This window comes from Salisediminibacterium halotolerans, assembly GCF_003814815.1.
GTDB classification, from domain to species: domain Bacteria; phylum Bacillota; class Bacilli; order Bacillales; family Salisediminibacteriaceae; genus Salisediminibacterium; species Salisediminibacterium halotolerans.
This window is the reverse complement of record NZ_RKQQ01000002.1, coordinates 163,100-186,024: the sequence shown is the minus strand read 5'-3', so window position 1 is coordinate 186,024 and position 22,925 is coordinate 163,100. Positions and strand designations below refer to the sequence as shown.

Annotated in this window: 24 protein-coding genes and 1 riboswitch; of the genes, 5 read left to right on the top strand and 19 right to left on the bottom strand. The window is 47.5% G+C overall.

What is annotated here, in order from left to right; translation table 11 throughout:
* Positions 1-10: 10 nt before the first annotated feature.
* From EDD67_RS03790 to EDD67_RS03715, 16 genes are all read right to left on the bottom strand, one after another.
* Complete coding sequence (locus EDD67_RS03790; protein WP_093072043.1) at positions 11-1,045, bottom strand: rod shape-determining protein; 1,035 nt, start codon at positions 1,043-1,045, stop codon at positions 11-13.
* A gap of 193 nt (positions 1,046-1,238) precedes the next feature.
* The gene (gene radC, locus EDD67_RS03785; RefSeq protein ID WP_121439175.1) at positions 1,239-1,910 is read right to left on the bottom strand and encodes a RadC family protein; all 672 of its coding nucleotides are present in this window, start codon (positions 1,908-1,910) and stop codon (positions 1,239-1,241) included.
* Between the two features lie 56 nt (positions 1,911-1,966).
* Positions 1,967-2,530 (bottom strand): Maf family protein, encoded by a 564-nt coding sequence (locus EDD67_RS03780; protein ID WP_121439027.1) that lies wholly within the window; start codon positions 2,528-2,530, stop codon positions 1,967-1,969.
* A 100-nt stretch (positions 2,531-2,630) separates the two neighbouring features.
* Complete coding sequence (locus tag EDD67_RS03775; RefSeq protein ID WP_121439028.1) at positions 2,631-4,076, bottom strand: aspartate ammonia-lyase; 1,446 nt, start codon at positions 4,074-4,076, stop codon at positions 2,631-2,633.
* Positions 4,077-4,160: 84 nt separating this feature from the next.
* Positions 4,161-4,871, bottom strand: a complete 711-nt coding sequence (locus tag EDD67_RS03770; protein ID WP_123875797.1) for a hypothetical protein — start codon at positions 4,869-4,871, stop codon at positions 4,161-4,163.
* Positions 4,864-5,619, bottom strand: a complete 756-nt coding sequence (locus EDD67_RS03765) for a hypothetical protein (protein ID WP_121439030.1) — start codon at positions 5,617-5,619, stop codon at positions 4,864-4,866. Before EDD67_RS03765 ends, EDD67_RS03770 begins: the two co-directional genes overlap by 8 nt.
* Before the next feature lie 2 nt (positions 5,620-5,621).
* Positions 5,622-6,563, bottom strand: a complete 942-nt coding sequence (pilM, locus tag EDD67_RS03760; protein ID WP_158638147.1) for a type IV pilus biogenesis protein PilM — start codon at positions 6,561-6,563, stop codon at positions 5,622-5,624.
* 59 nt (positions 6,564-6,622) lie between these two features.
* Complete coding sequence (locus EDD67_RS03755; RefSeq protein ID WP_121439032.1) at positions 6,623-7,390, bottom strand: prepilin peptidase; 768 nt, start codon at positions 7,388-7,390, stop codon at positions 6,623-6,625.
* 156 nt (positions 7,391-7,546) lie between these two features.
* Positions 7,547-8,011, bottom strand: a complete 465-nt coding sequence (locus EDD67_RS03750; protein WP_121439033.1) for a type II secretion system protein — start codon at positions 8,009-8,011, stop codon at positions 7,547-7,549.
* A gap of 118 nt (positions 8,012-8,129) precedes the next feature.
* Positions 8,130-8,213, bottom strand: a riboswitch (cyclic di-GMP riboswitch).
* A 31-nt stretch (positions 8,214-8,244) separates the two neighbouring features.
* Positions 8,245-9,453 (bottom strand): type II secretion system F family protein, encoded by a 1,209-nt coding sequence (locus EDD67_RS03745; RefSeq protein ID WP_121439034.1) that lies wholly within the window; start codon positions 9,451-9,453, stop codon positions 8,245-8,247.
* Entirely contained in the window at positions 9,453-10,493 is a 1,041-nt protein-coding gene (locus EDD67_RS03740; protein WP_121439035.1) for a type IV pilus twitching motility protein PilT, read from the bottom strand. The genes EDD67_RS03745 and EDD67_RS03740 overlap by 1 nt, the downstream gene beginning before the upstream one ends.
* Before the next feature lie 33 nt (positions 10,494-10,526).
* Positions 10,527-12,185, bottom strand: coding sequence for a GspE/PulE family protein (locus tag EDD67_RS03735; RefSeq protein WP_121439036.1), 1,659 nt, complete (start codon positions 12,183-12,185; stop codon positions 10,527-10,529).
* Between the two features lie 18 nt (positions 12,186-12,203).
* Complete coding sequence (locus EDD67_RS03730) at positions 12,204-13,664, bottom strand: VanW family protein (protein WP_158638148.1); 1,461 nt, start codon at positions 13,662-13,664, stop codon at positions 12,204-12,206.
* Positions 13,665-13,677: 13 nt separating this feature from the next.
* A complete protein-coding gene (locus tag EDD67_RS03725) occupies positions 13,678-14,319 on the bottom strand; it encodes a hypothetical protein (RefSeq protein WP_121439038.1) in 642 nt (213 codons plus the stop codon).
* A gap of 116 nt (positions 14,320-14,435) precedes the next feature.
* Positions 14,436-16,139, bottom strand: a complete 1,704-nt coding sequence (locus tag EDD67_RS03720; protein WP_121439039.1) for a sensor domain-containing diguanylate cyclase — start codon at positions 16,137-16,139, stop codon at positions 14,436-14,438.
* 122 nt (positions 16,140-16,261) lie between these two features.
* Positions 16,262-17,491: a bifunctional folylpolyglutamate synthase/dihydrofolate synthase gene (locus tag EDD67_RS03715; protein ID WP_242005941.1), complete on the bottom strand. Its 1,230-nt coding sequence runs from the start codon at positions 17,489-17,491 to the stop codon at positions 16,262-16,264.
* A gap of 105 nt (positions 17,492-17,596) precedes the next feature.
* Here EDD67_RS03715 and EDD67_RS03710 point away from each other — a divergent pair, with 105 nt between their 5' ends.
* From EDD67_RS03710 to EDD67_RS03690, 5 genes are all read left to right on the top strand, one after another.
* Complete coding sequence (locus EDD67_RS03710) at positions 17,597-18,517, top strand: ATP-grasp domain-containing protein (protein ID WP_121439041.1); 921 nt, start codon at positions 17,597-17,599, stop codon at positions 18,515-18,517.
* A complete protein-coding gene (locus EDD67_RS03705) occupies positions 18,514-19,368 on the top strand; it encodes an ATP-grasp domain-containing protein (protein WP_121439042.1) in 855 nt (284 codons plus the stop codon). Before EDD67_RS03710 ends, EDD67_RS03705 begins: the two co-directional genes overlap by 4 nt.
* 109 nt (positions 19,369-19,477) lie before the next feature.
* The gene (locus EDD67_RS03700; protein ID WP_242005930.1) at positions 19,478-20,317 is read left to right on the top strand and encodes a squalene/phytoene synthase family protein; all 840 of its coding nucleotides are present in this window, start codon (positions 19,478-19,480) and stop codon (positions 20,315-20,317) included.
* Positions 20,318-20,461: 144 nt separating this feature from the next.
* Positions 20,462-21,001, top strand: coding sequence for a hypothetical protein (locus EDD67_RS03695; protein WP_121439043.1), 540 nt, complete (start codon positions 20,462-20,464; stop codon positions 20,999-21,001).
* A gap of 83 nt (positions 21,002-21,084) precedes the next feature.
* Complete coding sequence (locus EDD67_RS03690) at positions 21,085-21,264, top strand: hypothetical protein (RefSeq protein ID WP_093072059.1); 180 nt, start codon at positions 21,085-21,087, stop codon at positions 21,262-21,264.
* A gap of 30 nt (positions 21,265-21,294) precedes the next feature.
* Here EDD67_RS03690 and EDD67_RS03685 read toward each other — a convergent pair whose 3' ends face one another.
* The 3 genes from EDD67_RS03685 to EDD67_RS03675 all read right to left on the bottom strand — a co-directional run bounded on the left by EDD67_RS03685 (position 21,295) and on the right by EDD67_RS03675 (position 22,890).
* A complete protein-coding gene (locus EDD67_RS03685; RefSeq protein ID WP_121439044.1) occupies positions 21,295-21,807 on the bottom strand; it encodes a hypothetical protein in 513 nt (170 codons plus the stop codon).
* A gap of 168 nt (positions 21,808-21,975) precedes the next feature.
* Positions 21,976-22,401 carry an OsmC family protein gene (locus tag EDD67_RS03680; protein ID WP_121439045.1) on the bottom strand — a complete coding sequence of 142 codons (426 nt, stop codon included), beginning with the start codon at positions 22,399-22,401 and terminating at the stop codon, positions 21,976-21,978.
* 45 nt (positions 22,402-22,446) lie between these two features.
* Entirely contained in the window at positions 22,447-22,890 is a 444-nt protein-coding gene (locus tag EDD67_RS03675) for a hypothetical protein (protein ID WP_121439046.1), read from the bottom strand.
* Positions 22,891-22,925 lie beyond the last annotated feature (35 nt).

The window sequence follows — 22,925 nt, the reverse complement described above, 5'->3', positions numbered from 1 at the left end:
CTTCTTATGGTCATCGATTCGATCTTGCCGTAATCCCGGCTCTCGAGCGGAACAAGTGTAAGTTTTCCAACGCTTTTCCAGTACCAATTGCGACCGAATCGAGCGGGTCTTCTGCAACTAAAACCGGCATATTCGTTTCATCACTAAGAACCGTGTCAATATTTTTCAAAAGCGCACCGCCGCCGGTTAATACGATGCCGCGGTCCATAATGTCGGCCGCCAATTCCGGGGGAGACTGTTCCAACGTATTTTTCACAGTCGATACGATTTGTGAAACTGTATCTGACAGCGCACCGCAAATTTCTCCCGCGTTTATCGTAATCGTTTTTGGCAATCCGCTGACTAGATCACGTCCGCGAATTTCCATCTCTTCATCTATTTCCGGAGTCGACGCCGAGCCGATTTCAAACTTAACCGCTTCTGCCGTTCGTTCCCCGATCATCAGGCTGTATTTCTTCTTAATGTATTGGACAATTGCTTCATCCATTTCATCGCCGGCAATCCGTACAGATTCACTGGTGACAATGCCGCCGAGCGAAATGATCGCTACTTCTGTTGTTCCGCCGCCGATATCGACAACCATGCTGCCCGTCGGCTCCCAAACAGGAAGATCTGCACCGATCGCTGCCGCAAACGGTTCTTCAATCGTATAAGCTTCTTTTGCGCCCGCTTGTTTAGTGGCATCTTCAACCGCCCGTTTTTCAACAGCCGTAATGCCTGAAGGCACACAGACCATCACGTTTGGTTTGCGCGTTAAAATCGACCGGTTTCGCAATGCTTGCTGAATAAAATGCTTCATCATCGTTGAAGTCGTATCAAAATCAGCAATAACACCATCTTTCATCGGACGGATCGCAACAATATTGCCCGGTGTTCTGCCGATCATATTGCGCGCGTCGTTTCCGACCGCTTCGATGTTATTCGTGTCTCTGCGAATCGCCACAACAGACGGCTCCCGCAGAATCACCCCTTTACCCTTTACATAGACAAGTGTGTTCGCTGTTCCTAAATCAATTCCTAAATCTTTCGAGAAGCCTGAAAACATCTATCTGATTCTCCCTTCACTCCACATCCAATTGGTCATTTGGGTGGTTGATTGCCATTTAAAATGACCGTAACTATCATTATATACAAAGATTATCCGATTGAGTAGAGTTTTTATTTATCCCTTGAAAAATACTCAATTTATCCTAACATAACGGGGTGCGGTTGTATATGGAGGTGAGGGGAAACAAATGTTAAATATATCCTTTATCTTTTAACGAACAGTAACGGTTGTCGCCGATGATTAAATGATCGAGCACTTCGATCCCGATCGTCCTGCCGGCTTTTACGAGCCGTTTTGTAACGTCAATATCTTCAGGACTGGGAGCGGTGTCGCCGGATGGGTGGTTGTGTGCGCATATCATTGAAGCCGCAGAATACCGAAAGGCCTCTTTGAAAATTTCGCGGGGATGGACAATGGAGGAGTTAAGACTTCCTATAAAGATCGTCTGATAATGAATGATTTCGTTTTTCGTATTTAAATACATCACTACAAAGTGTTCCTGCGACAAATGCCGCATATCATTCATGACGTAATTCGAAGCATCCTCCGGGGAGCGGATAACGTATCTGTCCTCAGACGGCACGGCTTGAATCCTTTTGCCGAGTTCAAGGGCGGCACGAAGCTGAACAGCTTTCGCCTCGCCGATTCCGTGTATTTCCATCAGTTCATGGATCGTCGCTTCTTTCATGCGTTTCAGCCCGTCAAACGTCTGCAATATTCTGGCAGCAAGCTGCAGCACAGACTCCGTTTTCGAACCTGACCCTAATAAAATCGCCAGCAGGTCCTGATTCGTACACCCGTCCGGACCGCTGTTTAACATTCTCTCCCGCGGACGTTCTGATTTTGGTACATCTTTAATCATTAATGAGTTCAAGGTATTTGCTCCCTCCCGGTATTCAGCCCAATCGGCTGTAAAGTTCAGCGCGCGTTAAATGCGCGCAGCTCGCGAAACACTCTCGCCAGAGGAAGCCCCACAACAGCATAATAGTCGCCCGAAATCCCTTCGACCAGGGTCGCCCCCAATCCTTGAATCCCGTATGCACCTGCCTTATCGAACGGTTCACCGCTCTCAATATATTCGTTGATTTCATCGTCCGTTAACGGGAAAAATGTGACTTCTGTTCTTGCTGCAAACACCGTTTCTTTTGCAGCGGAAACAAGCGCAACTCCCGTAATCACGTCATGCGTTCTTCCCGAAAATCGTCGAAGCATCGCTTCTGCGTCGGCGCGATCGGCCGGTTTTCCGAGTATCTCGCCGTCAATCGCAATCACCGTGTCAGCACCGAGGACGATTTGATCTGGATATTTTTCGAGAATCGACCGCGCTTTATCACCGGCTAGCTGCGCAACAGCTTCTTCAGGAGAAACGTTTAAGTTGAAGTGCTCGTTCATTTGACTCGGAATGACTGTAAATGAAAGACCTGCCTGTTCGAGCAGCTGCTTTCGTCTTGGAGATTGTGAGGCTAAGATGAAAGGTTTCATGCGAGGACCGCTCCTTTTCGTATCAAACTCGTTTGTCAGAAAAGAAGAGGTTACAGTATTTATATTACTGGACCTCTTCGCTAATTACAATTCTTTTTCTTTATTTGTCATCTGTGTCTTTTTCATACAGACTCTTCCCGGCTATTCCCGGGTTGGTCATTTCCATCGGATCCATGATTCGATCAAGCTCGTCAGCTGTTAATATCCCGCGCTCAATACAAATTTCCCGGACAGGCCGGTTCGTTTCAATCGCCTCTTTAGCAATCCGGGCCGCCGTTTCATAGCCGACGTGCGGATTGATCGCCGTGATGATACCGACGCTGTTTTCGACCATTTCTTTCGTGCGTTCAGCATTGGCTTCGATGCCTTCGACAGCGTAATCGTTAAAAACACGGACCCCGTTTTGTAAAACCGTGAAGGACTGCAATAAATTAAAGACAAGCACCGGCCCCATCACATTCAGTTCAAGCTGACCGGCCTCTGAAGCCTGACTGATCGTCTGGTCATTACCCATAACTTGAAAGGACACTTGATTAAGCACTTCGCACATCACCGGATTAACCTTTCCGGGCATAATCGATGATCCGGCTTGACGGGGCGGGAGATTAATCTCATTAAATCCTGTGCGCGGTCCTGAGCTCATAAGGCGGAGGTCGTTTGCCATCTTTGATAAATTGATCGCCATAATTTTCATCGTTGCAGACAGCTGCGTGTACGAATCGGTATTTTGCGTTGCGTCAACCAGATGTTCCGCACGCTTAAACGGCATCCCTGTTATTTCTGACAAATTTTTCGTGACTTCGTCGATGTATTCAGGCATTGCGTTTAATCCGGTTCCGACAGCCGTCGCCCCCATGTTCACTTCGTAAAGCTGATCGACAGAACGCTGAATCCGTTTTAAGTCGCGTTCCATCAGCCGCCGGTAAGAGCCGAACGTCTGCCCGAGCCTGACCGGGACGGCATCTTGCAAGTGGGTGCGGCCCATTTTGATCACATCGTCAAAGGCGTCTTCCTTTTCCTTCAGCGCAAAAATTAACCGGCCCAATTCGTGAATCAAGCCGTTCGACAAGTTCAAACAAGCCAAATGAATTGCTGTCGGCAACGCATCGTTCGTTGACTGCGCCATATTAACGTGCGATGTCGGACTGACCATCAGATAATTTCCTTTTTCACCGCCGAGCAATTCGATCGCACGGTTGGCAATAACCTCGTTTGCGTTCATATTAAATGAAGTCCCTGCTCCGCCTTGAATGCTGTCGACAACGAAGTGGTCGTCCAGTTTGCCGGCGATTACTTCATCGGCTGCATCGATGACGGCTTCAGCAATATTGGAACTGAGCCCGCCGACGGAGTGGTTCGCCATCGCGGCCGCTTTTTTTACATAGCCGAGCGCTTTAATCAGTTCTTTATGCGGCGGATAACCGGTGATCGGAAAGTTTTCCTTCGCGCGGACGGTTTGAATCCCGTAATAAGCAGAAGCGGGAATTTTTTTCTCTCCCATTAAGTCCTTTTCAGTTCGGTACTTTTTTTCTTGATTGACGGTCATGATGGATCGTCCTTCCTTCCATAATAAATTTAAGTCTCTTTACATGTTCTAGTTACAGCCGATTAGCCGTTTCGTTCAATGCAGCTAAGGGAGAAACGGCTGCTCACGCTCGCCAGACGGCGCATAATCGCTCTGCGGCGCTTGATCCTCTAATTCATCAGCAAGCGCCGGGTAGTAATACGACGAGATGCTCACTTCAAAACGTATCGGGGAATTCCCGTCAAAAATCCACTCGTTTTCGCGGCTGTCTTCAGAAATATGCACCATTTCTATATTCGTCAGACGCTGGAGCGATTCAACCTCATTTAAAAACCGAAGCAATCCGCTGTAACGGCTGACGTATACATCAACGAGCGCTGTTTGCTTTTGAACCTCAGCACCTGCAGATAACTCCATTTCGGCTCCGGCATTTGCAGAAACATCGTCACGATCCTCAGCGTTGCCGCTTGCTTCAAAGGCAGGTTCACCATACGTCATATAAATATCCGCGATCCTTACACCCGCCAGCTCTTCGGCAGTGTGCAGCCCGGAAATAAATTGATCTGTTTGTCTGATGACCGGTAAAGACTGCTGAATATCCTGCGATTGACGATCGTCCGGCTGATCGTCTTTTGCGCTTGTCAGTTCCGCTTGAAGCAAATCAGCTAACTGCCGTTCTTCCTCCAATTGGTCTGCCGCTCTTTCGCGATCGTTTAACGCCGGCTGCAGCACGAGCAGAAACATGAGCACAAGAGAGATGAACGCCAAAGCCGCCAGGCCAAGCAATACCCAAGCTTTTTTTCGCCCTTCAGTCATCATCAGCCAGCTCCTCACCCGTTTCGCCGTTAAGTGCTTCTTGATCGTTGTTAAAATCCGCTATTCCCGGATCATCATCTGGAGGCAAGTCAACGATTTCTTCATCAGCTAATTCTTCGTTTGTCATCTTCGTATCCAGTTCGATCGTGTAAGAAGAAAAATAGTGCGGCAAATAGTCTTCAAACCAAAGCGGTCTGCTCGGTTCAATATCTTCCGTTTCCAATTCAGCGGTTAAACCTGTCTCTTCATCATTTTCCGTAACGACGTTTCCCGGCTCTTCTCCTTCGGCGTAATCCAAGCGCGCGTCATTCGTCCAGGAAAATGCATTCAGTCTGTGCTGGTAAGCAGCCGCATCTCCTATATCAAAAAGAACAACCTTCATATCGATCCGGTGCGGATAACTGTAATCGTAGGAATACAGCATACTTTCTTCCGGCAGAGCGCGGACGAGTTCTTGCAGGACAGGACTGTGCGGAACCGTGTTTGCCGTCAGCTCCTCTTCTGCTTCTTCGAGTTCCTTAACTCCGCCGTCCTGCAGATCTTGAAGCGAATTCTCCAGTTCGGCCGTATCCGCCCGCAAATGATCGAGCTCCTCTTTTTTATCCGCTGTTTCTTCGCGAATGTGACTTGCGTAGAGAACCGTTAACAGCAGTGCCAAAACGAGAAGAAGGACAAACAAAATGACGGCCGGCCGAAATGCGGCATCTGTTTTGTCTTTTGCAGAAATAAGATTGATTTCAACTGACATGCCTACACCTCTTTTTTCATCGTCAAGCCAATCACTTCCGCGTGAGACAGGGGAATAAACTGTCCGTTAAATTCAACCGCTGCGGTTTCTGACGTCATAAAGGGCAAATCGCTTTGCTCTTTCAGCATAGACTCAAATAATGCTAAATCAGGATGATCGCCGCCTAAAAGGATTTTCTCGACACCCTCTTCTCCGTCTTGATAATTATAACGATAATACGTGAACAGGCGGAAAATCTCTTTGATATTTTCTTGCCAAGCCGCCGTTAATTCTTCCGTCTCGCCTTGACGGATCATTAACTCTTCGCCGCCGTCGGCAAAGCGGCTCCATTTCGTCTTAGGCAGCTCCGTCATCAGGTGGCGCATTACGAGCGGACAATCATCCTGAAAAATACTCACGTTTACGGCGTGCGGATAACAGCGAATCATCGCGTACGTCCCGGACAGATCGGCAGTGTTCGTCGTTTCTAAGTAACGATGCAGCGACAAATCAGCCAAGTCTGCTGCCTGCGGTTTCAGTTTCAGCTGCCGAAATATTTGCAAATACTCTTCAAGCGCCGCTTCGGACATCGCAAATAACAGCACATCGTTTTGTGCGTCCGTTTGCCGGATCAAATGCCAGTCGATGACGGGATCGTCAATCGGAAGATGAATCGACGCGCCGAGTTCTTGATACAATTCGCCTGTAATGTCATCTGTTTTCACTTCACGCGGGAGCTGATGACGCCTGACAATACTTAACGAATCGGGCAAGATTAAAAACACCTTCCCCCGCTTAATCCGCCAGTTATGCAGGCATTCAGCCAAAATCGTCAATAACGTCTCCGACTCAATAATATTTCCGTTGCGAATCACATCCGGCGGCAAATAACGCTCATATACCGTTTGAAGCTGATCGGCTTTACCGCCTCTGGAAACGGCAAACCGGATCACATGATCATGCACAATAAATCCTCTTTTCAGATTCCCGGACAACGACAGCATGTTAAAACCCGCTTTCTATGTTATAAACGTGAATATAAAAATGTTTCGAGGTAAAACACGAGAAATTGCTCTCCCCAAAAATAAGCGATCAGTGCGCCGCAGGCGATAAACGGTCCAAATGGAACGGCGGTTTTCCGGGTCACTTTTCTGCCTAAAAACACTAAACTGACGGTTAAACCGATTAAAGCGGCAAAAAATAAGGAAAGAAGCGTTCCGGTCACGCCGAGAACAGGGCCGATCACAGCGTACAGCTTAATATCGCCGCCGCCCATGCCTCCGTTTGAAATCACCGCTAATATGTACAGAAGCGAAAAACCGATAACAGCTCCGGCAATGGCTAACCACCACGGATCTAGCGGCGCGATGACCAGCCGGACAGCCGCGACCGGCACGGCAAAAAAGATTAATACACGGTCGGGGATAACGTAATAGTACAGATCAGATACTGTAATGATCACTAACAGGGAGACGAATATCAGGGCTGCCGCCAGTTCCGCCGAAAACCCGAATACGTAATAACTGTAAGCAAACAAAAACGCTGTCACCGCTTCTGTCAGCGGGTACACAGGCGAAATGGCTCTGCCGCACGTACGGCACTTCCCGCGTAATAACAGCCAGGAAACGACCGGGATTAAATCCAGTCCGCTCAGCCGGCGCTGACAATGAGGGCAGTGAGAGCGCCCTGTTGTAAACGGCTCTCTGATCGGTGTCCTCATTCCAACCACGTTATAAAACGAACCTAAAACAGCGCCAACCGCCGCCATATAAATTACCCAAAACACATCCATCGCCGCCGCTCCATTCTCTTGCTATTATTACGATGCTAAGCATATGTATCTATTCCTTATTATAGAAGGTTTCCTGCTGATAATAAACCGATTTCCCGATTTTCGTGAAAAGAAAAGCCGCCGCTCACATTGAACGGCGGCTGATAAATATGTCATTTAATCAGCAGACGTAGTTTCAGCATCTCCGCTGCGGATGTCACTGATAGTTCCGGAAATATAATAATCCTCACCATCAAGTGTTATTGTATATTGACTCATGCTGTCACCTTCATCGCTCGGCGTGTATTCAACTTGAGCGGTCTCATACTCGTCATTATCCGATTCGGGATCGATCATATTGCTGTCCAGATACCCTTCTTCTACGAGATCGAAATGATCATCGCTGCCAACACCTGAAAATGTTTCCCCGTCCGTCAGGTTCTCACTTGTTACCGCCAAGCGTGCAGCGTTGTAAAGCGATTCCGCGTTTGATTCATGCGCATCTTCGCGGGCGTTGTCAATAATTCCGCCGATTGCCGGCACGGCGATCGCGGCAATAATGCCTAAGATGACAATGACGGCGAGCAGTTCGACCAGCGTCAACCCTTTTTGATTTTTCAATTGCTGTAAACGTTTTTTCATTCTTGTTCCCTCCAAAAAAATATCTTCTCGCGACACGGCTGCCTGCAACAAACGTCTTCGACCCGGTGTTCTTTTCACCGAACGATAAATTGAACAATAGAAAAACCGGCTGACATCTTAAACGCCGAGCCGGTTGCACTGCTCGCTCCAAAACAGTCAAGTGCCCACATACAACTGCTTTATCATAGCGTCTCTTAAGAAATCATTTGTTTTTCTGAGTGAACAGTTCAAGTTTAACCAATCGTATCAAAGATTTCAAACATCGGAATAGCGATCGATGCCACAATCACACCGACGACGACCGAAAGTATGACGATCAACAGCGGTTCAAGCAAACTTTTCAGCCTTTCTGCCGCCTGATCGACCTCTTCTTCGTAAAATTCAGCCACTTTTTCGAGCATCTGATCAAGCGCACCGGTTTTCTCCCCGACAGTGACCATTTGCGAAACAAGCGGCGGAAAGATCCAATGCGCGGCCATCGGTTCAGCGATTGATCTGCCGCGTTCAAGCGAGTTGCGCGAAGAACGGATCACACCGGCCAATACTTCATTGCCGACGATCCGCTCAACAATCGATGTGGCCTGCAGCACCGGGACAGAACTGGCAAACAGAGAACTCCACGTCCGGGCCATTCGCGCAAGGGCTGATTTCTGCAAGATCTTGCCGATAACCGGGGTTTTTAAGAGCAGATAATCACGATAATATTTCGTTTCCGGCCGGCGAGACATCCATTTCCACGCGATCAAAGCCGCCGCAAACAAAAGAACGATCAGCCAAAACCACGACTGCATCCATTCGCCGGCGCCGAGAACAACACGGGTAATGAGAGGCAGCTCCGCACCAAAGCCGGCAAACACCCCCGCAAAAGACGGGACGACAACCGCGAGCAAAAAGCTGACGACCGCAAGAGATACTGCAGCGAGCGTTGCCGGGTAGGCGACAGCTGAGATAACTTTTTGCTTTGTGCGGTGCTGCTTTTCAAAATATGCCGCTAAGCGTTCAAAAATCTCATCAAGGTTTCCCGCCGCTTCTCCGGCGCGAATCATGTTGACGATCATCGCTGAAAATACGGTCCGGTGTTTTTCACACGCTTGCGACAAACTCGTTCCTTGTCGTAAATCCTGTTCAACGTCAGTGAGTGTGCTTCGCAACACGTTGCTCGCGGATTGATTCGCCAATAACCGCACACTGTCCACTAAAGAGATCCCTGATTGAAGAAGCGTTGTCATTTGCCGCAAGAACATCACCATATCTTTTGATGTCACCCGCTTGAAAAAGTCAATATCTTGATAAAGAACCCCTTCCAGCTTGCTGACAGATTGAATGGACAGCTGCTTTTTTTGCGCCGCTTTTTCTTTTGCCTCTTCTTTTGTCGCGGCTTTCACTTTTCCTTCAACCAGCGCGCCGTCTCGCCTGCGTCCTTTGTACAAATAAAATGCCATTATATCCCCTGCTCAGCTGAAAAGTATGACGCCGTTTCCTCAGAAATCAAACCGTTTCGCAGCAGCTCTTTTACGGCCATTTCCAGCGTGTGCATTCCTTCTGCCTTCCCTGTCTGCATCACGTTCGGGATTTGATGAATTTTTTCATTGCGGATTAAATTGCGGACCGCAGGCGTATTCATCAACATTTCCGTCGCTGCTGTGCGGCTGTTTCCTTCAGCTGTCAGCAACAAGCGCTGTGAGATCACCGCAGACAACACCGAGGCAAGCTGAATGCGAATTTGATCTTGCTGTTCCGGCGGAAAAACATCGATTATCCGATCAATCGTTGACGGCGCATCCGTCGTATGCAGCGTGCCTAAAACAAGATGACCTGTTTCAGCCGCTGTTATCGCGGTAGCGATCGTCTCACGATCGCGCATTTCACCGACTAAAATCACATCCGGGTCTTGGCGCAAAGCTGCCCGCAGACCGTTGGCAAAGTTTCGCGTATCAAACCCGACCTCGCGCTGATCGACAATCGATGAGCGGTGTGTATGCAAATATTCAATCGGATCCTCAAGCGTGATAATGTGGCGTTTCAGATGCCTGTTCATATGGTCAATCATCGCTGCCAGTGTCGTCGACTTTCCCGAACCCGTCGGCCCGGTAACTAGCACAAGGCCCTGCGGTTTCTCTGCGATGGCCTTTAAGCGCTCCGGCATCCCGAGTTCCTTGATTGTCGGTACAGAAGTCGGCACAACCCGAACAGCCAAACTGATGCAGGACCGCTGAAAATACGCATTCACCCTGAAGCGCGAGACCCCGCGCAATCCGTAGGAAAAATCGAGCTCGCCTTTATTTTCAAACGACGACCAAAGTGCTTCCGGAATCAGCGTCTTCGCAATGCTTTCTGTTGTTTGCGGGGTAAGAACCGGTTCGTCCATCGTCTTCAATTCCCCATGCAGACGGCAGACAGGGGGCATTCCTACCGTTAAATGCAGGTCTGATGCCCCGTCGGTATAAGCTTGTCGCAGCAATTTCTCGATCGTCTCTTTCAATCTGAGTGTCCCCTTTTTCAGCCATGTTATGCTTTAATCGTCAATTGCAACCCGGAAAACTTCTTCCACTGTTGTTTCACCTTTTTTCGCTTTTAATAAACCGTCTTCGACGAGAAAAATCATTTCGTTTTCGTAAGCATAATCGCGGACATGGGCGATCGGCTCTTCATTGAGCACTTTTCGGCGGATTTCATCATCAACCAGAAGTATTTCATGCAGCGCCATCCGTCCTTTGTATCCGCTGTATCGGCATTCTTCGCAACCGGCACCGCGTTTTAAGCCATTCACAGTCATGCCGCGGTTTTCAAATGCCTCGCGCTCCATTTTTGTCGGTTCATACGTCTCGGCACACTGAGGGCACACCTTACGTACGAGCCGCTGGGCAACAATGCCCGATAGACTAGACATGACTAAAAAAGGTTCGATCCCCATATCGATCAGTCGCGGAATCGTCGCCACAGCGCTGTTCGTATGGATCGTTGAGAATACGAGGTGACCTGTCAGCGAGGCTCTTACAGCGATTTCCGCTGTGTCTTTGTCACGCACTTCGCCGACCATGACAACATTCGGATCTTGCCGCAAAATTGAACGGAGGCCATTCGCAAACGTTAAGCCGATATCGGGGTTAACCTGCACTTGATTAATGCCGGTCATTTGATATTCAACCGGGTCTTCGATCGTAATAATATTGACTTTTTCTGTGTTCAGCTGATTGATTGCGGCATACAGCGACGTCGTCTTGCCTGATCCTGTCGGTCCCGTCAGCAACACCATCCCGGACGGACGGCGGATCAACGCGCGGAACCGCTCAAGATTCAATGAGTTCAAATCCAATTCATCCAGCGCTTTGATCGCTTCACTCATATCAAGAATCCGAATCACAACTTTTTCCCCAAACACTGTCGGCATAATCGATATTCGTAAATCGACCGGTTTACCGTCCATCGTCACTTTGACCCGCCCGTCTTGCGGCAGACGAACTTCAGTAATATTTAAATTCGCCATAATTTTTATCCGGGCAATGATCTCGTTTTGATGCTGTTTGTTCAGTGCCCGGTCGGTTTGCAATACACCGTCGATCCGGTAACGGATTAAAACTTTCGTTTCTTGCGGATCGAGGTGAACGTCGCTTGCCTGTTTTCTTAAACCGGTCATAAGAAGCTGATTCACGGTGCGGATGATCGGCGCTTCTGTTTCATCATCGTCGGCTGCCATTAATTCCTTCACTGAGTCATCTGCAACTTCGACGTTTACTTCCGCTTCTTCTGCTGTACTGTAATGTCTTTCAATCGCTTCTTTAACATCGTTTCTTCCCGTAATCACCGGGTCAATGTCAAACCCTGTCGCCATCCGCAAATCTTCCAGGACGACATAATCCATCGGATCAACCATCGCAATTTGCAGCCGATTCCCCTTTTTCCCCAGCGGAAAAACTAAGTTCCGCCGGGCAAATTCTTCAGGGACAAGTTTCAGCGTTTGCTCATCGACGGGCTGTTCATTTAAATGAACACGGGGAATACCAAGCTGATATTCCAGCACATCGATCAGCTCTCCCTCGTTTATCAACCCTTGATCAAGCAGCGCATCCCCTAGTTTTTGCCGTCCTTTGGAAGCAACAGTATCTTCTGCTTGCTGAGCAGTTATAACCCCGGCTTCAACTAGCAGATCGCCGAGTCGCTTGCGAGTCTCCATCACAGACGCTCCCTTCTGTTAACGCCCTTTCAGCGGCCGTTCATCGGTTTCATCGATTCCGCTGCTGCCGGGTTGAAACGAACCGGACTCACGATTAAGCGTATCTTCTTCATCTGTATCGTCCGATTCATCACCTGCCGGTTCTTGATAAAACGAATTTTCCCCAGCATCACGGTCAGAGGCCGGCGGGCTGACTTCAGGGCGCTCGCCGCGATCAGGCTGGCCGTTTACCGGAGCATCTGTCTCCTGTTCTCCGCCCGCTTCACCTGTACCGCCGTTCAAACCTCGTTCGGCCGGCTCTTCTGCCGGCGGTTCTTCTGGTGCTTCCTCCGTGCTTCGCGCAATTAAAGCGTGCTGCGGAGCATAAAAATCTTCGCTGACAGTTTCTTCTCGAATCACTTCGTCTGCTTCATCAAGAAACGAACGGGTCAGGCGGATGAACTCTCCTTCTTTCCCGTCTTTTATTGATTCGGCAGTACCCGGAGGCAGCTGGTCATCAAAACGGACCCGCGTATCGTACTCAATCTGTTCTTCTGTCTTTGTACCCGTTTCAATCGCATACGGCCAGTCGTATCCTTCAAGTTCAACCGCAAAGCCTTCAGGGGTTGAATCAAAGCGAAGCGTATAGGACGTATCATTGACATTTTCCGCTTGAAGATCTTTGCCGTTGTCTGTCACAGCTGCATCGTAGCCGAGCGGAACAGCGTCAAAACGTTCATGACGTATGTGACGTTCAACAATATCAAAATTTGACTGCACGAATGTTTCAAAAACTGCTGAACTTAAAACCGCAGCGTTTTCGCCGCCGTGATAAACTATCCCCTGTTCATTTAACATGTCACGAAAAGAATAACTGCTGTTTGCTTCAATAGTGAATTCGCCAAGTTGACCGATCCACTCCGAAGCTTCACCGTCTAACGCTGCATCCCGCTCGGCCCGGGCTACGATCGTTTTGCCAGGTGCTGTTCCCGGATTCTTGTGATCGTGAAGCGAAATTTGTGCGCTTGCCGGAGCAGCGGACAGTTCAGCTTTTATTGCAGCTTTTAAGCTCGGTAAATCTACCCGCTCCGTAAAATTCGCAAGTCCGGTGAATCTGCTTACTTCTTCCGCCAGCGAATCTTCCTCCACGTGTGAAACGAGGCCTGATTGGGCGCCGTCGTTAGTTAGTGCTTCGTTTACAGTTTCTTCTGCATCAATATCAACGATAGTATCACTCACCGTTAACTGCTCATCGAACCATTGCAGCACTAAGTCCGACTCATTGATCCATGTCTGCGCTTGCTTTTCGATGTGTGTTTCCGCTTCTGAAACGGACATTCCGGAAACATCAGCTGATGCGATTTGACGGTCTTCAGAGAAATGTTCTTCACCGAACAAATGAGCGTAAGTCGCGCTCCCGGCGTATGTAAATAACGTTAAAAAGACGGCAATTCCTGTGATGGCAGCAAATACGCCGGCAAACCATTTTTGCTTTTCCATGTCCGACGCCCCCTCAGTCGTTTTCTTGAGCTGCATCCTCTTCTAAACGCGCCCACAGCTCCCGCCGTTTGTGATCACTGTAAGATTTTTCCTGATTTTGTCCGGATAAGTTATCAGCTGACGCAGCAATATTTTCTCTTTGTGTGTGCAACGTTTCATCAACTGTATAACCTCGCAGCGGCAAATCTTTATTTTCATCGTACTCACGGTTCTCATCTTCCGCTGAAAGGAGTGTTCGGCGTTTCGGTTCAAACCACTCTGAGAGTTCCAAATCTGACTCATCGTTCTGCTCGTTTATGCCTTTATTCATGTCAGCCTCTTTTCCGGCAGGATATGCTTTGTCACTGGCCGTTAATGAAAACTCTTGGTCATCAGCTGTTTTACCGCTATAAAGAGCGGTTTCCCCCTCCTTTGACCGACTGCTCTCGCGAAAACGTTCTGTCAGCCACAAAGCAGCCGCGGCGGCAAAAAGAAAACTTGCACCCGCAGCGAACCACGCGTTATACAGTTCCGTAAGTACAACCATAACAGCGGCGCTGCAAGCTCCCGCCGCAGTCGAAAGAGCCGTCATCTTCCGGGAACATACGGATGGAGCGAAACTGAGCGCAAGCGCCGCGATGATTAAGCCGGCTAAAAAAAAGACTGCGTGTGTCATGATTCTTTCACATCCTGTCATTTATACATCGCAATTTCATTTTAAATCACCCACGCATGATTTAAAAGTCATTCAGACGTATCTCCTATAAAAGAAAAACTATCTGGAAGGAAGTTTTAAGCCCCGAATGTGGAGACTTTATTACGGCCTTTATTTTTTGCGCCGAGATACATCGCTCTGTCAGCGTTTCGTAAAACCGATATCGGATGGTCATCTTCAGCTGTATTTCCAGCTATTCCAAAGCTTGCGGTGAGACGGACTGTTGCACCGTCATGAGCAGCAAGGTCTTCGGTCACAAAAAACAGCTGATTTGCCAGTTCTGCCCTGAGCTTTTCGGCAGCTGCGGCCGCTCTGTCAGTACGGCAATCCGGTATGAGAATGACGAACTCTTCTCCGCCATAGCGCGCAATTACGCCTTCGCTGCCGACATTATCTTCGAGAACATCGGCGACTTGCTTTAAAACAGCGTTGCCCGCGTGATGGCCGAATGAATCGTTGACTGATTTAAAATAATCTAAATCCAGCAATATAATCGCGTATGATTTGTCCGCTTGGTGAAAATCATTTAACAGCAGCTGTTCAAAGTAGCGGAAATTGTACAAATTCGTCAATCCGCAGCGCGTACTTTCTTCGCGGATATTTTTTAAGTGTCGGACATTTTGCACAGCGATGGTCAAATAATTTGCCAAAATCTCCAGCAGCATCAGATCAGAAGCTGAATACTGATTTTTTTTAACAGATAAGAGCGTGATCACGCCGGTAACTTGTTGATTGCGCACAGCAGGCACGCTGAGCACCGATTGAATATCAGTACGGAAAATATCTTTCCCTAAATGATCCCGTTCTGTTTTTGTCCCGAAACAAAGCGGCTCGCCTGCCCGGCAAACGTTTCTGCTGACGCTGTCGATCTCACACTCATTTCTCGCCGGCCGTTCAGCAAATTGTTGTATGTAAGTGATATGAAGTTTGCCGGATGCATCGTTCGCCGGATCATACATGATCATCTCATCGCAGCCGAACAGTTCCCGGCACGTGTCAGAAAAGCGCTGAACGATCACATCCTCGTCACCCAATGTGTTCATTTCTTGGCCGAATTCACTGATTTGTTTTAATAAATCATTCAATGTCCTGCTCGAATAATACGTTTTCGATACTGCTGCTGCCGATAAAAGCGGCAAACCGATAAGAACGATCGCGGTTACACCGACCGACGCGTATAATAACGCCAGAATCACGCCAAAAGGAAAAACAAATAAAACTGATATGGCTTCCCACTTCAATGCATCATCAAAAAAACGCGGCCTCGAATAGCCGACGAACAAACGTTTGATGAGATAAAGAATCAAATGGTTTAAAACGTAAAACGTGAAAACGTATAACAAGACCGGGAGCGCTTGTGCGGTAACTGCTGACGAAGCGACTTCTCCTGTCACACCGCCGCTTAAGTAAAATACCGCTGCAGCCGACGCCGATGTAATGCCGAACATAAGCGAATTTAACGGAAGACGAAACAAATCGCCCTTCGTTTTAATCGTCTTCAGCATAATAATCAATACAGCAAGCTGGGTAATTAAAAACTCCGAAAAAAAGCCGTAATGCAAAAAAACAGCCAAAGAAACTCCGTGAAACGGAACAAGCGTCGATTGGCGCATTTGAATCGGGAAAAGGCTGACTAAAGAAATTAACAAACTGAATAACAGCATAGAAACGTCATGTTCTCGCCATACTGCAGCAGTTTCTGCCAATGTATAAACTAAAAAAGGAAGGAAAACAATCAACCAGGAAAAATAGATCGAGTACTTTTTTCTGTTTTTGATCAAACTCCCCTCCTTTTATAAGCTGCGTTATGATATTTTATACCTCACATTACCATATTAAAGCAATTTTTTGAACCAAATGACCAGTAAATTTTTAGGACTGACTGAATTTCAGTACATAATACTCAGTTTTTCCAAACATTACGCATATAAGAGACAAATGCATGCGAACCGGTTATTAAAACAGCATCCTCTCTTTTTGCTTCACGAAGCAACTTTGTCAAAAGTTCTTTGCTGTCTCCCGATCCCACCGCGGCGTTAACTTCTCTCGCTTCATAATCATTAGGTTCTGCCGCACGATAATCATGAAATGAACACCAAAAAACCTGTTTATTGAACTTTGCTTCATTTAAAACAGCAAGCATCTCTTGATAGTTCTTGTCTTTCATCGCTGCAAACAAAACATAAACAAAGCGAAACGAGTCAGCATGTGTCAGTTTTTCTGTTAATGCTGTTATTGCTGCAGGATTGTGGGCTGTATCCACGATCACTGTCGGGTTTTGCTGCATCGTCTCCATTCGGCCCGGAAGCGACGTCGCAAGAATTGCGCGGCGGACTTCTGTTTCAGTCGGCATAACAGCATATACATGTGCGAGCATATAGCAGGCTGTTTCTGCTGCAAGCGCAGCATTGATCCGATCGACCGGTGCGATAATTTCTTCGTTCCATGAAGAAGGTTTAAAAGTTTCCGGTTCAACTAAGTACGTCCCTTTGCTTGCTGCCGTTTCGGCAATAACACTGAGTGCAGGCTCTGTTGCTCCAGTAAAAACCGGTGCTGAGTTTTTGATTATCCCTGCTTTTTCAAAAGCGATGTCCGCAAGCGCACTTCCCAAGTACACTTCATGATCAAAATCAACATTCGTAATCACCGTTGCTTTCGGCCGTTTCACAGCATTTGTCGCATCCAATCTGCCGCCCATACCTGCCTCAATAATAACAGCATCTGTCGGCAAAACATGTGCAAACATGTAATAAGCTAACGCTGTCATCACTTCAAACGGACTCACCAGCTCATTACGAACATTTTCGACCTTTTCAATCTCGGAGGCGATGCTCGACAGCGCCTCAGCGAATTGAGATGAATCGATCCCCTTCCCGTTATATTGAAGCTGCTCCCACACTTCCCCGAATGAAGGGGTTTCAAAACTGCCGACTCTTAATCCGTTCATAATTAACACATTAGATAAATATTGGCCGACCGTTCCTTTGCCGTTCGTTCCGGCAATATGAATCACGCTCAACTTGTTATCCGGGCGGTCAATCCGATCCAAAACGGCTTCGATCCGATCAAGCGAGTAACTGATTCCCGCCGCTTGTCGTTCTTGCAGCCAATCCGATGCTTCCATTACTGTCATCACTCTATCTCTCACCTCTTTCTTTATTGATTTTACACGACAAACATGACATGATCGATTCATATGACTAAAACGAAGAAAAGCTGCGGAAAGGAACGTTGACGAATGGCCGCATTACACGGATGGCTTCTTTATAACAGCCACTTACAAACTGAAAAATTCCTTGATTATCTCGCATGGTTTAAAGATCAGGCAGAAAAGCGCGGGATAATGGTTGATGCCGTTGCAAACACACAGCTGCTTGCGCAGTTTGACACGTTTTCTCCGCCGCTCAACGCTTCAAAAGATTTCCCCGCAACTTATCCGCCCGATTTTATTCATGCAGCGGATAAAGATTTAATCTTATTACGGCAATTAGAACAGCTCGGGATCCGAAGTTACAATTCCAGCGGCGCGATCGGGATTTGCGATGACAAACGTCTGATGCATGAAAAATTGACTCAGTTTGATCTCCCGCAGCCGAAGACGATTTGCGCGCCGATGATTTATCCGGGCATGCCCTTAACGGACCGCAGTCACCTAACACGGATCGCCTCTTTGCTCGGTTTTCCGCTCGTTGTTAAAGAAGCGTTCGGCTCATTCGGACAGCAAGTTTATCTCGTCCGATCAGAAAAAGAACTAGCCGACAAAGCCGAGGAACTTGCAGGCAAACCTCATCTGTATCAGCAGTTTATCAGCGAAAGTTCCGGTGAAGACAGGCGATTAAATGTCATCGGCGGAAAAGTCGCGGCTGCCATGCTCAGAACATCAGCAAACGATTTTCGCGCAAACGTAAGTTCCGGCGGAGAAACGGAACAATACGAGCCGACAGATGACGAAAAAAAGCTTGCTGTTGCTGCCGCAAAGGCGTGCAGAACGGATTTTGCCGGTGTAGATCTTTTAAAAACGACGAAGGGTTCTGTCGTCTGTGAAGTGAATTCAAACCCGCATATCCGAAGTATATACGAATGCACCGGTATCGATGTGGCTGAACCGATGCTGGATTGGATCGAAGCTACGTTGACAGTAAAGGGGTCTAAATCATGAACGGCCGCAAAGGGTGGCTCGTTTACCGCGAAAAGGATATTGCCCGCAATCGCCGTTTTATTGATTTGCTCGAGGATGCGGCAAAAAAATATGCTCTTGACCTGACAGTAAAACCGTATGAATCGATCGATTTCCAATTAACAGCCGGCAATGCCGGAACTGATTCGAACAGCGGCGTTTCCCCCCCGGCATTTATTATAAACCGTGCGGTCGCGCCTTGGTTAAATGAAGCGGCCGAAGTGATGGGAATCCGTTGTTACAATCGCGCAAATATTGCAAGAATAGCAAATGATAAACGGCTCGCTCACGCTCACCTGCATCAGCTCGGAGTTCCGATGCTTCCGACACGGGCCTGCTCTTTAACTCAAGTTCTCGATGAACGCACAAATCAATCGATCATTGCTAAAGACCCGCTCGGCCGCGGGGGCACCGGCGTTAAACTTTTAAATATCAGTGATTCGCCCGCATCCATCCGCGCCGCGTTGCCAAAGCAGGTGATCGAGCAGCCTGTCGGCGGACAGCCGGGCAAAGACTTGCGCGTTTATATTGTCGGCGGAAAAATCATCGCAGCTGTTTTACGCGAATCATCAACTGATTTCCGCGCAAACATTTCACAAGGCGGATCATCTAAACTTGTTGAATTGACTGCAGTCCAGCGCCAAATCGTTGAAAAAATCACCTCAGCGTTTCAGCTTGATTTCGTCGGCCTTGATTTTTTACTCGACAAAAACGGGCATCCGCTCTTTAATGAAATGGAAGATGCTGTCGGATGCCGCAGCCTCTACATCGCCGGACAAGATAATATTGCCGATGTTGTCATGGCGCATATTGCAAGTGATTTAGCCACTTGACTCGTTTGCAACAGAACATTCTGGAATTCCAATGACAACAAGCTCACCGTCATGTAAAATGAAATACAGATACGTGACGGAAAATACGAATTAAAGGAGAGACGCTCCCGTGAATGCGACTAAACAGCTTGAAAAAGATGCTATGCGGATGCTCAAGTTGACGAGCCGAACGTTTTACATCCCGATTACCCTGCTCGAAAAAGACATGAAACACGCCGTTGCGTCTGCTTACTTATGCATGCGTGCAGTTGATGAAATTGAAGATCACCCTGATTTAAACAATGATACGAAGGCCCACCTTTTGCGCGGTACAGCAGCGCTGTTATGTGAAGATACGTTTAACCGTTCGGCGTATGATGCTCTGACAGCCGGTTTTAAAGACTACCTTCCGCATGTCACCTTGCGCCTGGCAGATTGGCTTGACGTTTGTCCTGAAGGGGCGAAACCGAAAGTTAAAGAATCTACCTCGATTATGGCCGGCGGCATGGCATCGTGGACTGATAAAAATTGGCACATTGAGACCGAAGAAGACTTAGACGACTATACTTATTACGTAGCCGGCCTTGTCGGTGTGATGCTCTCAGACATTTGGGAATGGTACGACGGCACCAAAACGGATTACCAGCTCGCAATCGGCTATGGACGGGGGTTGCAGACAGTCAATATTCTCCGCAACCAAGATGAAGACGCCGAGCGCGGAGTCAGCTTTGTCCCTGACGGCTGGTCGCGCGCCGATCTGTTTCACTACGCAGAAACAAATCTCGCAAAAGGCGATGCCTATTTAAAAGACATTCAAAACCGCAGTATCACCCTCTTTTGCAACATCCCGCTTGCACTGGCAAAAAAAACACTGAAAGCTTTGCGTGACGGACGCGAAAAAATCTCCCGTGACGAAGTTGAACAAACCGTTGAAGACATTAAAAGCCGGACTGGTACTCATGACACATGAGCCGTTCCGGTTTTTTAGTTATTTAAAGATCGTCACCGAGTAAAACCAGCCGCATTTTGCTTGAAACGTCGACATAAAACGTTTAGGCTGCCTGAAAAAAAGGAATGAAACCTCCATAGGTTAGGATTACTTGGAGGGAGAAACATGAAGCGCGTTTTTATTTTAACCATTCTTGTTGTGGTTTTGAGTTTTATGACCGCTTATTCACTTATCGAATTCCGCGCCGTCGAAGGTGATTCCGATACACCGGCACATATGCCCGTAAGCAAATTCCAGTCAGCGGAAACGTTCGGTCAGGATGATTTAACGGCAGATGAGGCAAAAACAATTGGACGATCACTGACTGCGGATTACCTGCAAGCTGCTTTCCCGGCTGACGGGAAGCCGTCTGCAGAGACAGAGTATTTCTTTGCTGATACGCTTTACGGGGAAAGGTCAATCGAAGATTTCCGGAGCGGGAATCCGGGGATGCAAAATATCCGCTTGGATTTTCTAAAAGAACAGACAAGCTCGTTCAGTCACGATTCCTTTACATATCGGAGCGAATTTTCGTTGATTGCTTCATCTCAAGAAGCGGAGGGGCGAATCGAAAACAGCTTTATCCTTATCGCTGATTTAATCCGCGAAGACGGCCAGTTTCTCATTGATTATATAAACGTAGAAGAGCTTCCCGAAGACGACTGATGTCTTCGGGTTTTACTTTTGTTTTGCATGATCAATATATGGTATTATCAAAACGACTAAAAGTTAAGCGAAAGGATGATTATATGGACCGGACGAGCATTTTCAATATACTGCTCATTATTATTATTGCGATCAATGCCATCCGTCACGGAACACTGATGATTACGGACGGTTTCTCGATTTACAGCCTGGTTATTCTTGCTCTCTCAGCAGCAGCAATCGTCATCATCGTCTCCCTGTTGCGATCAGACAAACAGAAATGATTGAACGTCCCGCGGCAATTCGTGTTCTTTTTACATAGCGAGCCAATATACATAAAGAATGCCCGCAACTAAAAGCGGATCTATCTCTTGCGGCAAGCCGTTTAAAGCGGCTTCGTATTTCGTCGGAATATAACGCCCCGCCCGATATGTTTCACCGCAAACTTCTCCGTCGATTGCAATTTCCCCGCTGTTTTTCCCGCGCGCTTCTGCGGCAATTTCCGGGAGCGCCGGCACTTGCAGCTTGATCGCGTGCGGATCTTTCAACGATTCATTGTTTACAAGGAAGCCGGTAAAATTTCCCGCGATGCGAATCTCCCATTGCTTTCCTCTTGCAAACGAAGAGCGGTTTTCTGTAATTTCAATTTCATAATTTCTCGCAAATACCGAAACATGCACTTGATCTTTCGGATCATAGGCTTTATTAGCAGCTGTTTTGCGGTACCAGCGCTTAATATATCCGATATCATGCCCGTTCTGGCGAACCATCAAAGGCCGGGTCGAACTTAAAAATAAAGGTTTCTCAATCGACAGCGCTAAACTCACGTCCCATACACCTCCACTGTGCTCATTCGTTTAAAATCTTAGCACACCCTTTTCTTATTGCCTACCAATTATAAATGCAAAACGATCGAAGAAAACCAAGATCATGCTGACGAAATGAGAGGAATAATTTCACCTGTTTCGGTGCAACCTAAAAAAGCCGGCTGAGAGTTACTCAACCGGCTTTCGCTCTGCCCCGTTTAATGAATAAGTCGCCGTTATTTCAGCATTCAATGTGTGGGATACTGAGCAGTACTTATCCTTTGATAAACTGATCGCGCGGACAACTTTATCCTCAGGCAGATTGCCCTCCAGAATGTAATGAATGTTCAGTTTCGTAAAACGCTTAGGATGTTCCTCAGCGCGTTCGCCTTCTACCTCCGTTTGAAACAACGACGGTTCCAAACGCATTTTCGCTAAAATTGACACGATATCAATCGCCGTGCATCCCGCTACCGATTGCAACAAGACCTCCATCGGGCGCGAACCTGAATTTTCACCGCCGACTTCGGGGGCTGCGTCCATTCTTAATTCATGACCTGACGGGTTCATACCGTTAAAGGCCATTTTTCCTTCCCAGTTCAACGTCGTTTTCATCGATTTCCCACCTTTCCTCACATTTATCCTATATTTTTGCATAAATCAGTTCGATTGAACAGTCAATCGGCGGACATATGTTAAAATCGCATACCAAAAGAGTCCGTATCCGAGTGCGTATAAACTGGGAAATAGCATAACCCGCCCGTACAAAAATATATGACTGATATAAAATATTCCCGCCAGCAAAATGATTAAATAAAACGCAGGGATCGCTCTTTTTACTGTTTGCATACGCCTCGCCGTCATCCGGGGGGAAAAATAATAAACTAATATCAAACTGCATGCAGCAATAATGCCAATTTGTAAAAGCATAATCCCTGTCAAACCCGCGATTTCTCCGATAAAAAGCGGAAAGGACAAAATCAATAACGGGGTAACAATTCCCATTAACACAAGATTTAATCCGATCGCCGGCGGATAACTGTGTTGCTTTTTCGCTTCTTTTTTCGCCATTTCATCTAGCTTTTGCTGAATGCGTTTAAACATACACGACAACCCTCTCATTTTTTGCAAGTTTAGCT